The 12,352-nt window shown below is 51.7% G+C and carries 11 protein-coding genes and 2 tRNA genes; 12 read left to right on the top strand and 1 reads right to left on the bottom strand.

The window, feature by feature from the left end:
- Positions 1-22: 22 nt before the first annotated feature.
- On the top strand, positions 23-451 hold the full coding sequence (locus ABNT34_RS16170) for a hypothetical protein (RefSeq protein WP_348733445.1): 429 nt from the start codon (positions 23-25) through the stop codon (positions 449-451).
- 227 nt (positions 452-678) lie between these two features.
- Here ABNT34_RS16170 and yhbY read toward each other — a convergent pair whose 3' ends face one another.
- The gene (gene yhbY, locus ABNT34_RS16165; RefSeq protein ID WP_348733444.1) at positions 679-975 is read right to left on the bottom strand and encodes a ribosome assembly RNA-binding protein YhbY; all 297 of its coding nucleotides are present in this window, start codon (positions 973-975) and stop codon (positions 679-681) included.
- Between the two features lie 83 nt (positions 976-1,058).
- On the opposite strand from yhbY, the gene rlmE reads away from it, so the two are divergent.
- The 11 genes from rlmE (at position 1,059) to infB (ending at position 12,327) form a co-directional block, all read left to right on the top strand.
- On the top strand, positions 1,059-1,688 hold the full coding sequence (gene rlmE / locus ABNT34_RS16160) for a 23S rRNA (uridine(2552)-2'-O)-methyltransferase RlmE (protein WP_348733443.1): 630 nt from the start codon (positions 1,059-1,061) through the stop codon (positions 1,686-1,688).
- A 53-nt stretch (positions 1,689-1,741) separates the two neighbouring features.
- The gene (gene ftsH / locus ABNT34_RS16155) at positions 1,742-3,661 is read left to right on the top strand and encodes an ATP-dependent zinc metalloprotease FtsH (protein WP_348733441.1); all 1,920 of its coding nucleotides are present in this window, start codon (positions 1,742-1,744) and stop codon (positions 3,659-3,661) included.
- Between the two features lie 55 nt (positions 3,662-3,716).
- Positions 3,717-4,559 (top strand): dihydropteroate synthase, encoded by an 843-nt coding sequence (gene folP, locus ABNT34_RS16150; RefSeq protein ID WP_348733439.1) that lies wholly within the window; start codon positions 3,717-3,719, stop codon positions 4,557-4,559.
- On the top strand, positions 4,556-5,890 hold the full coding sequence (gene glmM, locus ABNT34_RS16145; protein ID WP_348733437.1) for a phosphoglucosamine mutase: 1,335 nt from the start codon (positions 4,556-4,558) through the stop codon (positions 5,888-5,890). The genes folP and glmM overlap by 4 nt, the downstream gene beginning before the upstream one ends.
- A gap of 149 nt (positions 5,891-6,039) precedes the next feature.
- Positions 6,040-6,780 (top strand): triose-phosphate isomerase, encoded by a 741-nt coding sequence (tpiA, locus tag ABNT34_RS16140; protein ID WP_348733435.1) that lies wholly within the window; start codon positions 6,040-6,042, stop codon positions 6,778-6,780.
- A 2-nt stretch (positions 6,781-6,782) separates the two neighbouring features.
- Positions 6,783-7,127: a preprotein translocase subunit SecG gene (secG, locus tag ABNT34_RS16135; RefSeq protein WP_348733433.1), complete on the top strand. Its 345-nt coding sequence runs from the start codon at positions 6,783-6,785 to the stop codon at positions 7,125-7,127.
- 25 nt (positions 7,128-7,152) lie between these two features.
- Positions 7,153-7,236 (top strand) — tRNA-Leu (locus ABNT34_RS16130).
- A 119-nt stretch (positions 7,237-7,355) separates the two neighbouring features.
- Positions 7,356-7,432, top strand: a tRNA-Met gene (locus ABNT34_RS16125).
- Between the two features lie 213 nt (positions 7,433-7,645).
- On the top strand, positions 7,646-8,101 hold the full coding sequence (rimP, locus tag ABNT34_RS16120; RefSeq protein ID WP_348733431.1) for a ribosome maturation factor RimP: 456 nt from the start codon (positions 7,646-7,648) through the stop codon (positions 8,099-8,101).
- A gap of 32 nt (positions 8,102-8,133) precedes the next feature.
- Positions 8,134-9,630 carry a transcription termination factor NusA gene (gene nusA, locus ABNT34_RS16115; RefSeq protein ID WP_348733429.1) on the top strand — a complete coding sequence of 499 codons (1,497 nt, stop codon included), beginning with the start codon at positions 8,134-8,136 and terminating at the stop codon, positions 9,628-9,630.
- A 24-nt stretch (positions 9,631-9,654) separates the two neighbouring features.
- On the top strand, positions 9,655-12,327 hold the full coding sequence (infB, locus tag ABNT34_RS16110) for a translation initiation factor IF-2 (protein ID WP_348733427.1): 2,673 nt from the start codon (positions 9,655-9,657) through the stop codon (positions 12,325-12,327).
- Positions 12,328-12,352: the final 25 nt, after the last annotated feature.

Below are 12,352 nucleotides of genomic sequence, written 5' to 3'. Positions count from 1 at the left end.
CTGGTGTCAATCGGAGCCTCAGATGAGAAGTAATCATCCCGCGTTTGAATTGGAACTGGAAGATCAGACTTTGTGGGTGCGTGCCCTTGGCGTCTGGACTCTCCGCGACGTTGACGATTATGTCCGCGCATTTCGCGAACTGGTGGCACCGCTCATTGGCAAGCCGTGGGCGTTAGTGCTGGACGTCCGGCAATGGCAAACCAGTCCTGCTGAGATTTTCGCGGCGGCGCTGGATAACAGCGCGTGGTGTTTGGCTCATCAACTGGCGCATGTGATTGCGCTGGTGCCGGCCGATCACCTGGTTGGCTGGCAGTTTGTTAAAGCAACGTCGGTCGATGTGCCTGGTCCGCTGGTCCGTCAACGCGCGGGTAGTGATGAAGAGGCCCGGCAGAATTTGCTGGTTGCCGGTTTTATTCAGCCAGCCAAGCCAGCAGCGATTTCACAGGCATAAAAAAACCGCCTGGAGCGGTTTTTAACAACGCAAAGCGTTGGCCTGGAAGGTGAGCGACACGGATGGCAGCGAATAAAAAAACCGCCGGGAGCGGTTTTTAACAACGCAAAGCGCTGGCCTAGAAGGTGAGCACCACGGATGGTAGCGAATAAAAAAACCGCCTGGAGCGGTTTTTTAAGTTTCCTGTACTCAAACAACAGAGTCATCTGCTGTTTGTGCTGACGAAATCAGCCACGTGGCAGTTGCAGCTTTTTGTCCTTGGCGGCGCGGTACAGCACCAAAATATGACCAATGACCTGCACTTTTTCTGCTTTAGATTCACGCACAATGGCGTCCATCACAGCGAGCTTTTCTTCACGGTCAATGCTTGGCACTTTGACTTTAATCAGCTCGTGGTGCTCCAGCGCCAGATCGACTTCGGCCATCACGCCTTCGGTCAGACCGTTGCCACCGAGCAGGATCACCGGCTTTAATTCGTGGGCTTTGGCTTTTAAAAATTGTTTTTGCTTGTTTGTAAGACTCATAAAATAGATTTTTCCGTGTGGAAAGCTTGAAATAGCGTCATTGTACCGCCATCTTGCAGGGAAGACCAATTAAGAGTGTTTCCATGACAAAGAAAAAGCGCTCGGCCAGTTCCAGCCGCTGGCTGCAGGAACATGTGTCCGATCCTTTTGTGCACAAGGCACAAAAATTAGGCTTGCGCTCCCGGGCTTCCTTTAAGCTCGACGAGATCCAGCAAAAAGATAAATTGATCAAAAGCGGGATGACAGTCGTAGATCTGGGCTCTGCCCCCGGTAGTTGGTCGCAGTTGGCGGCAGAACTGGTCGGGCAGGACGGCATGGTCATCGCCTGCGATATATTACCGATGGATCCGCTGGCCGGTGTGGCGTTTCTGCAGGGCGATTTTCGCGAAGACGCAGTGCTGGAAGCCCTGCTAACCCGCATAGATGGCCGTAATGTCGATGTTGTGTTATCTGACATGGCGCCGAATATGAGTGGCAATGCCACAGTCGACCAGAGCAGAAGCATGTATCTGGTCGAGTTGGCGCTGGATATGTGTAACAAAGTACTGAAGAAAAACGGTAGTTTTGTCGTCAAAGTGTTCCATGGCGAGGGCTTCGAAACCTTTGTCCAGCAGGTCCGGGACGTATTTACCAATGTACGGATCCGCAAACCCGATTCGTCCCGCGCCCGTTCCAGCGAGACATATATCGTGGCGACTGGTTTCAAACTCTAGTAAAGTAGCAACAGAAGCAATTCTGGTAACAAGAGGTTATTTCCTTGAGCGACATGGCAAAGAATCTGATGGTATGGCTGGTGATCGCCGTCGTACTGATGACGATGTTCAACAGCTTCAGTCCGGCCGACCGGTCTGATCGCAGCACCAGCTATACCCAGTTCATTAATGATGTGAATCAGGGGCAAATCCGCGAAGTTCAGGTGGACCGCGGTGGCGTGGTGCGGGCCGTCCGTAAAGACGGCCAGCGTATCGAAACTACAATCCCTGGCGGTTATGATGAAAAACTGCTGGACGATCTGATCAAAAACAACGTGGACTCAACCGGCGTGAAACCGGAAGAAACCAGTTTGTTAGGTCAGATTTTCATTTCCTGGTTCCCAATGCTGTTGTTGATTGGTGTGTGGATTTTCTTCATGCGCCAGATGCAGGGCGGTGGTGGCAAAGGCGCGATGTCTTTTGGTAAGAGCCGTGCCCGCCTGATGGGTGAAGACCAGATTAAAACTACCTTTGCCGACGTTGCCGGTTGTGACGAAGCCAAAGAAGAAGTGACCGAACTGGTTGATTATCTGAAAGACCCATCACGCTTCCAGAAACTCGGCGGCCGTATTCCAAAAGGCGTGCTGATGGTAGGCCCACCGGGTACAGGTAAAACCCTGTTAGCCAAGGCGATTGCCGGCGAAGCCAAAGTGCCGTTTTTCACCATTTCCGGTTCGGACTTTGTTGAGATGTTTGTTGGTGTTGGTGCCAGCCGCGTGCGAGACATGTTCGAACAGGCGAAAAAAGCTGCTCCGTGCATCATCTTCATCGACGAAATTGATGCGGTTGGTCGTCAGCGTGGCGCAGGTCTTGGCGGTGGTCATGACGAGCGCGAACAAACGCTGAACCAGATGCTGGTAGAGATGGACGGTTTTGATGGTAACGAGGGTATTATTGTCATCGCTGCTACCAACAGACCAGACGTGCTGGATCCTGCATTATTACGTCCGGGCCGCTTCGACCGCCAGGTCGTGGTTGGTTTACCGGATGTGCGTGGCCGTGAACAAATTCTGAAAGTTCACATGCGCAAAGTGCCGTTGGGCGATGGTGTAGATGCATCCTTGATCGCCCGTGGTACGCCAGGTTTCTCAGGTGCCGATCTGGCGAACCTGGTGAACGAAGCAGCTTTGTTTGCCGCACGGAATAATCGCCGCGTGGTGTCGATGGACGAATTTGAAAAAGCCAAAGACAAGATTCTGATGGGCACAGAGCGCCGCTCTATGGTCATGACAGAGAAAGAAAAAGAAATGACGGCCTATCATGAAGCCGGACACGCCATCGTTGGACGTCTGGTACCGGAACATGACCCGGTTTACAAGGTCAGTATTATCCCACGCGGCCGCGCGCTGGGTGTGACCATGTACTTGCCGGAGCAGGACCGCCACAGTCACTCCAAACGTTTCTTAGAAAGCATGATCAGCTCGTTGTTTGGTGGCCGGATCGCCGAAGAGGTGATTTACGGTTCCGAAGCGGTCAGCACCGGTGCTTCTAACGACATCGAACGCGCGACCAATCTGGCGCGTAAGATGGTCACGCAGTGGGGCTTCTCAGAAAAACTGGGGCCTTTGTTGTACGCGGAAGAAGAAGGTGAAGTGTTCCTTGGCCGCTCAGTGACGAAGAACAAACATATGTCTGAAGATACTGTGAAGCTGATTGACCAGGAGATCCGCGAGTTTGTTGACCGGAACTATGTGCGGGCGAAGCAACTGATCGAAGAGAACATGGATATTCTGCACGCGATGAAAGATTGCCTGATGCAATACGAAACCATCGACGCCAGACAAATCGATGACCTGATGGCACGCCGTGAAGTGCGTCCACCAGAGCATTGGGAGCCGAAAGACAAAAAGCCTGAAGCGCCAGGCTCAGGCGGCGCAGCGGCGACAGCAACACCAACTGCTGATGTGACGCCAAGCGAAAGCCACAGTAGCTAATCCTGTCTAATTAAATAAAACCCCGGTTCGCCGGGGTTTTCTGTTTGGAGTCCTGATGGAATTGTTATTACCGCGCCAGCGCCGGCTGGATTTGCGCCAAACCCGGCTGATGGCGATTTTAAATGTTACGCCGGATTCGTTTTCCGACGGTGGCCGTTTTACCGGTGAACAAGCGTGTTTAGACCGGGTCAGCGAATTAGTAGCCGCCGGCGCTGAAATCATTGATATCGGTGGCGAGTCCACCCGCCCGGGGGCTGCGGATGTGACGCTGGACGACGAGTTACAGCGGGTGATCCCAGTGTTGAGTGCAATCCGGCGTAAATTTCCCGACCTGGTGATTTCTGTTGACACCAGTAAAGCCGAAGTGATGCGCGAGGCGGCAATTGCTGGCGCAGATATCCTCAATGATGTGCGGGCTTTGCAGGAAGACGGTGCGCTACAGGTGGCGATTGCCAGCCAATTGCCGGTTTGTCTGATGCATATGCAAGGGCAGCCGAGGTCGATGCAGCATCAGCCGGTTTATCAGGATGTCGTCAGTGAAGTCCTGCAATGGTTAATCTTGCGTGCACAGCAATGTCAGCAAGCTGGTATCCCGGCGTCACAAATTATCCTGGACCCGGGTTTTGGCTTTGGTAAAAGCCTCAGCCACAATTATCAGCTGCTGGCGGCGATGCCGGATTTTGTCGGGAGCGGCTATGCGGTCCTGGCCGGAATGTCGCGTAAGTCTATGATCGGTCAGTTACTTCAGCGCAACGTATCAGAACGTTTGGCAGGCAGTATTGCCTGTGCCACAATAGCCGCCATGCAAGGGGCACAGATAGTTCGTGTCCATGATGTCAAAGAAACGGCAGATGCTTTAGCTATTGTTGCCGCGACCAAATCTGGAGTAATTCAATGAGCAGGAAGTTTTTTGGAACTGATGGTGTACGTGGCCGGGTCGGCGAGTTTCCAATCACACCGGAATTTGCAATGAAATTGGGCTGGGCAGCCGGCCGGGTATTGTCGCAGCGCGGCACACGTAAAGTATTGATTGGCAAGGACACCCGTATCTCTGGTTATTTGCTGGAGACAGCATTAGAAGCCGGTTTAATCTCTGCCGGTATCGATGTGCGGTTATTAGGACCGATGCCAACGCCAGCGGTTTCTTACCTGACCCATACCTTCCGGGCTGAAGCCGGTATCGTCATCAGTGCGTCGCACAACCCTTATTATGATAACGGCATTAAGTTCTTCTCCGGCGACGGCAGTAAACTGGCTGATGACATTGAACTTGCCATCGAAGCCGAGCTTGAACAACCGATGGTGTGTGAACCTTCTGAAAAGCTCGGTAAAGCGCAGCGGATCGACGATGCCTCAGGCCGTTATATTGAATTTTGTAAAAGCCACCTGCCGAATCATATGTCATTGAGCGGCTATAAAATTGTGCTGGATTGCGCCAATGGCGCCACCTATCACATTGCACCGAACGTGTTTCGTGAGTTAGGTGCAGAAGTGCACACTATCGCTTGTACACCGAACGGTCTGAATATTAATGAAAAGTGTGGTGCAACGCACACTGATGATCTGCAAAAGGCAGTGGTTGAACTGGGCGCTGACCTCGGTATTGCTTATGACGGCGATGGTGACCGGGTGATGATGGTGGATCATTTGGGCCGCCAAATCGATGGCGACGAAATTATTTATATGATTGCGCGCTCAGCCAAACAACGCGGCCGCCTGACTGGTGGTGTTGTTGGGACTCTGATGAGTAATATGGGTCTTGAACTAGCGCTGGCAGAGCTTGGCATTCCGTTTGTACGCAGTAAAGTCGGTGACCGTTATGTAATGGAACTGCTGCAGGAAAATGGCTGGCGCATCGGTGGTGAAAATTCCGGCCATGTCATTAACCTTGACCATACTGGCACTGGGGATGGTATCGTCGCCTCGTTGCAGGTATTGGCTGCGATGATGGATACCAGCCTGAGCCTGGCCGAACTGAGTCACGGTATGACCAAATTGCCACAAGTGTTGGTCAATGTGAAGTTTGAAAAAGGTTCGGCACCGCTGGATAACATGCACGTGAAAGAAGTAATCGCTCAGGTTGAAGCTGAATTACACGGTCAGGGTCGGGTTCTTATTCGTAAATCCGGCACTGAGCCTTTAATTCGTGTAATGGTAGAAGGAAGAGAACAGGCCCAGGTACAGGAATATGCTGAGCGGATCGCTGCCGCAGTAAAACTGGCCAGTTAATAATGGGGCTGTTTCAGTGTTAAACAGCCCGTGCTGGTGCGCTGAAAAAATGAGCCGAAAAAAATCTCAGCACAGGTTTTTTTCGGCTTTTGCTTGTCTGCAGGGGCGATGTTCGTTAAGATCGCGCCGGCTGAAACAGGGGAGTCCGCATGACAGTCCGTCGTCCGTTAATAGCTGCAAACTGGAAAATGAATGGGGATCGTGAACTGGTCAGCGCGATGGCTGCCACGCTGCAAGGTATCGACAGCCCTCATGAAATTCTGATCTGTCCGCCTGTAATCTTTCTGTCTGACTTCCCGAAATCGTCGCAATACCGGCTCGGTGCTCAAAATGTCAGCAGTGAGACGGCTGGTGCCTTCACAGGTGAAATAAGTGCTGATATGATTCGCGCCGCTGGTGCCGAGTATGTGATTCTCGGACACAGTGAAAGGCGTTGCCTGTTTGCCGAAACTGATGCAACAGTTTTACAAAAAGCACAGCAGGCTTTAAGGGTTGGGATCACGCCAATCATTTGTTTTGGCGAGACTTTATCCGAAAGGCAGCAAGAAAAAACCATGTGGGTTCTTGCACAGCATTTGGATGCAGTGTATGCTGCGCACCCTGATTTGCTGGCTGAGACTGTGATTGCTTATGAACCCATTTGGGCCATCGGCACAGGGCTTACAGCGACGCCTGAGCAGGCACAACAAGTGCACGCATTTATCAGGCAACACCTGGCACGCATCAATCCGGAAGCGGCTGCTAAGGTCAGAATTTTATACGGTGGCAGTGTCAATGCCGACAACTGGCCGACACTGTTTAGCCAACCAGACATCGATGGTGCGCTGGTCGGCGGAGCAAGTTTAAAACCAGCAGAGTTTGCTGCAATTTGCCGGATGGCAAAGGAATAAAGATGTACGAAATTATCATCGTCTTATACGCAATCGTCGCGCTGGCAATTATCGGTCTGGTGCTGATCCAGCACGGTAAAGGCGCAGATATGGGTGCGTCATTTGGCGCGGGTGCTTCGGCAACGATTTTCGGTTCTGCTGGTCGCGGTAATTTCCTGACCCGTTCAACCACAGTATTAGCAGTTTTATTTTTCGTGTTGAGCCTGATTTTGGGCAACTACAACACCACTCATATTCAGAAGAAATCTGAATTTGAAAACATCACAGCGCCAGCAGCTGCAGAAACTGCACCAGCTAAGCCTGAAGAGAAAAAAGAAGCTTCTAAAGATATCCCGGTCGGTAACTAATCTTCCGGAATACCCTCTGAATAATGCCGAGATGGTGAAATTGGTATACACGCTACCTTGAGGTGGTAGTGCCCTAGGCGTGCGGGTTCGAGTCCCGCTCTCGGCACCAATTCTTGTCATTGCCGTTGCTCAAATATGGTGATGATGCAGTGAAACTCAGCCAGTACACTGCAAAACAATATGTTGCGATACAGTGGTCTCCACTATATAATGCACGCCAGTTACGGACGCGGGATGGAGCAGCCTGGTAGCTCGTCGGGCTCATAACCCGAAGGTCGTCGGTTCAAATCCGGCTCCCGCAACCACTTTCACCGACAATGACAGTTTTCCCTGAATTCAGCCGTTGTCGCGAACCGCAAGTGTAAACTTCAGTTCGCAACCAGATTTAAAACAGGATTGGCGATATCCTGTTTTACCGGTGTAAAGTCGCCCCGATCTGTCGGGGCGTTTTTATATCTGGGGTAACGTTGTACTACTATTCTGGGCTATATGCCCTTTTTTTATTTCCGGAGGTCTCTTTGACTAAACAAGAACAGCGTTTAACTGAGCTGTTGGCACCCACAGTTGCAGCCAATGGCTTTGAACTGCTGGGCATCGAGTTCATGGCCGCAGGCCGGCATTCCACCCTGCGTTTATTTATTGATCATCCGGATGGGGTTAATGTTGACCACTGTGCGCTGATCAGCCGTGAAGTCAGTGCCATCCTTGATGTCGAAGACCCAATTCCCAACGAATACAACCTGGAGGTTTCATCTCCGGGTTTAGATCGTCCTTTGTTTACCCCGGCACATTTCGCCAAGGTGGTCGGACAAAAAATTGAAGTCAAACTGGCCATTCCGCAGGATGGTCGCCGGCGTTTCAAAGGGCTTCTTAATGCAATAGAAGATGACATGCTGGTCATCGAAGTGGATGGCAAACCTTATCGTTTGCTTATGGATAACGTAGAAAAAGCAAACGTAGTTCCGGTGTTCTGACAAGAACCACGGCTCTGAGTGAGGCAGAAATCATGGCAAAAGAAATATTATTAGTTGTTGACGCGGTATCGAACGAAAAATCAGTTCCGCGTGAAAAAATCTTCCAGGCGCTGGAATTCGCGCTGGCAGCAGCCACCAAAAAGAAAAATGAAGGCGACATTGAAGTTCGTGTAGCAATTGACCGTAAAACCGGCGCTTATGAAACTTTCCGTCGTTGGTTAGTGATCCCGGATGACCAGGTACAGGAACATCCGTTCCGCGAAATGACTTTATCTGCGGCCCAGTATGATGAGCCAGAGCTGAAAGTCGGCGATTACGTTGAAGAGCAAATTGAATCTATTCAGTTTGACCGTATCACCACGCAAATGGCCAAGCAGGTCATTGTGCAAAAGGTTCGTGAAGCTGAACGTTCACAAGTCGTTGAAGCTTACATCGACCAGGTCGGCGAGCTGGTCACCGGCGTGGTGAAAAAAGTCAATCGCGAAAGCGTCATCGTAGACCTGGGTAATAACGCCGAAGCGATGTTAGCCCGCGAAGAGATGATCCCACGCGAAACCTTCCGTCCTGGCGACCGCATCCGTGCGCTGCTTTATGCAGTCAACCCGGAAGCCCGTGGTGCCCAGTTATTCTTAAGCCGTACCCGTCCGGAAATGCTGATCGAACTGTTCCGCATCGAAGTGCCGGAGATTGGTGAAGAAATGATCGAAATCCGTGGCGCTGCCCGCGATCCGGGCTCACGCGCCAAAATCGCCGTCAAAACCAACGACCGCCGGATCGACCCGGTCGGCGCTTGCGTGGGGATGCGCGGTTCACGCGTACAAGCTGTTTCAGGTGAACTGGGCGGTGAGCGTGTGGATATAGTTCTGTATGACGATAACGCTGCACAATACGTCATCAATGCGATGGCACCGGCTGAAGTTGCGTCAATCATTGTCGATGAAGATGCCCATGCGATGGATATCGCGGTAGAAGATTCAAATCTGCCAATGGCGATTGGTCGCGCCGGTCAAAACGTGCGTCTGGCCAGTCAGTTGACACAATGGGAACTGAATGTGATGTCAGTTTCTGACATGAAGAAAAAGCATCAGGAAGAAACGTCGAAAGTGCTCAGTGTGTTTATGGACGCGCTGGAAATCGACGAAGATTTCGCTTCGATTCTGGTCGACGAAGGCTTCTCCACGCTGGAAGAAGTTGCTTATGTACCGGTTTCTGAACTGCTGAGCATCGACGGTCTGGATGAAGACACTGTTGAAGAATTACGCCGCCGCGCCAAAGCCGTTCTGACGACCCGTGCGCTGGCCAGTGAAGAGTCACTGGAAGGTTCGCAGCCAAGTGAAGCGCTGCTGAGCCTCGAAGGCATGGAAACCCACACCGCTTATGTTCTGGCCAGTAAAGGTGTGGTGACGCTCGATGATCTGGCCGAATTAGGTGTCGATGATTTGATTGAAATTGAAAAAATGGCAGAAGATAAAGCTGCTGCATTAATTATGGCTGCACGCAATATCGTTTGGTTTAGCGAGCAGAACTGATAGGTCAACGGAGGAAACTATTACATGGCAGATGTCACGATAGAAAAACTGGCCAGTGATGTGGGAACGACTGTTGATCGGTTGGTTCAACAATTTGCTGATGCAGGTATTGCAAAGCAGGCTGGCCAGATGGTCAGCGAAGATGAGAAAAAGTCGCTGCTGGAGCACCTGAGTAAACAACACGGCGGAGCCAGTAATGAGCCTTCACGGCTTACACTGAAACGCAAAGAAAAAACCACGCTGAGTGTCAGCGGTGGTGCTGGCCGCAACCGGGAAATTCAGGTTGAAGTCCGCAAGCAAAAAACTTATGTCAAACGCCCGATGATGGATGACGCCGCGATTAAAGCGGAAGAAGAAGCCCGTCTGGCCGAAGAAAAAGCTAAAGAAGAAGCACGTTTAGAAGCTGAGCGTCAGGCCGCTGAAAAGCGCGCCCGTGAAGATGCTGAACGTAAAGCCGAAGCGGAACGTAAAGCGGCAGATGCAAAACGCCGTGAAGCAGAACGCGCTCAGCTGGCGAAAGATGATCCGGAAGAAGCGGCACGTCGCACGGCAAAAGAAGAAGCCAAACGCGAAGCCGAGCGGATTATCGCTCAGCAAGATGCAGAGCGCCTGCGCAAGCTGGAATTAGAAGCCCAGCGCCAGGCAGAAGAAGCCCGTCGTCTGGCAGAAGAGAATGCAGAACGCTGGTCACAAGAAGCTGCTCCGGCAGTGGAAGTGGGTGATTACCACCTGACCAGTAACGTCTTCGCTAAACAGGCGGAAGACGAAGAAGATTCACGCGATGAGCGTGGTGGTCGTCGTCATGGCAAAAAAGCCCCGGTTGGCAAAGCCAAGAAAAAAGATGACGCCGATGACAAAGACGCCTTTAACCGCGCCAATCGTCATAAGAAAAAGAAAACACCAACCAGTATGCAGCATGGCTTTAACAAGCCAGCACAGCCGGTTGAGCGTGAAGTGAAAATCGGTGAAACCATCACTGTTGCTGAACTGGCTGCCAAAATGGCGGTAAAAGCCTCTGAAGTCATCAAAGTGATGATGAAAATGGGTGCGATGGCGACGATTAACCAGGTGATAGACCAGGAAACTGCGGCTATCGTCTGTGAAGAAATGGGCCACAAGTTTACACTGACCCGTGAAAACGAGTTAGAAGAAACCGTGATGGCAGACCGTGAAGGTGAAGGCGCACTGGAACCACGAGCTCCGGTAGTCACCGTCATGGGCCACGTTGACCACGGTAAAACGTCATTACTCGATTACATCCGTAAAGCGAAAGTAGCCGCGGGCGAAGCCGGCGGTATTACCCAGCATATCGGTGCTTATCACGTTGAAACTGACCGTGGCATGATCACTTTCCTCGATACCCCGGGTCACGCTGCCTTTACCTCGATGCGGGCCCGCGGTGCGAAAGCGACGGATATCGTGGTTCTGGTGGTTGCAGCCGATGACGGTGTAATGCCACAAACCAAAGAAGCTATCCAGCACGCGAAAGCGGCCGGTGTGCCAATCGTGGTTGCAGTCAACAAAATCGACAAACCAGATGCAGATCCAGACCGCGTACGTAACGAACTGTCGCAATACGGTGTGATTTCTGAAGATTGGGGTGGTGATACTCAGTTCGTGCAGGTTTCTGCGAAAACTGGCTTAGGTATCGACGACCTGCTGGAATCACTGTTGGTTCAGTCTGAGTTACTGGAACTGACCGCAGTACGCGAAGGCATGGCTCGCGGTGTGGTGATCGAATCGCGTCTGGACAAAGGTCGTGGTCCGGTGGCCTCTATCCTGGTACAAGAAGGCACGCTGAGTCAGGGCGACATCGTGTTATGTGGTCTGGAATATGGCCGTGTTCGCGCGATGCGTGACGAAAACGGTCAGGAAGTGAAAGAAGCTGGCCCGTCAATTCCGGTCGAGATTCTGGGTCTGTCCGGTGTTCCTTCAGCCGGTGACGAAGTGACCGTGGTTCGTGACGAGCGTAAAGCCCGTGAAGTTGCCCTGTATCGTCAGGGTAAATTCCGCGACGTCAAACTGGCACGTCAGCAAAAAGCCAAGCTGGAAAACATGTTTGCCAACATGACCGAAGGCGATGTGGCCGAGCTGAATATCGTGCTTAAAGCTGACGTACAGGGTTCTGTCGAAGCAATCAGCGAGTCGCTGTCACGCCTGTCTACAGATGAAGTGAAAATCCGTATCATCGGTAGCGGTGTTGGTGGTATCACTGAGACCGACGCCACGCTTGCAGCAGCATCTTCAGCCATCGTTATCGGCTTTAACGTCCGTGCCGAAGCCAATGCGCGGAAAATCATCGAAGACGAGAATCTGGACTTACGTTACTACAGCATCATCTATGAACTGTTAGATGAAGTGAAAGCGGCAATGACCGGCATGCTGGCGCCTGAGTTCAAACAACAGATCATCGGTCTGGCACAGGTGCGTGATGTGTTCCGTTCACCGAAATTCGGTGCAGTTGCCGGTTGTATGGTCACTGAAGGTATCGTCAAACGTAATGCGCCAATCCGCGTGCTGCGTGACAACGTGGTTATTTACGAAGGTGAACTGGAATCGCTGCGCCGCTTCAAAGACGACGTCTCTGAAGTGCGGAACGGCTTCGAGTGTGGTATCGGCGTGAAGAACTACAATGATGTCCGTGAAGGCGACCAAATCGAAGTATTCGAAGTGGTTCAGGTTGAACGTACACTGTAATCTATTGAGTTAATAGAAATTATTG

The organism is Rheinheimera texasensis, assembly GCF_964031785.1.
GTDB lineage: Bacteria > Pseudomonadota > Gammaproteobacteria > Enterobacterales > Alteromonadaceae > Pararheinheimera > Pararheinheimera texasensis_A.
This window is presented reverse-complemented; position numbering and strand designations above follow the sequence as displayed.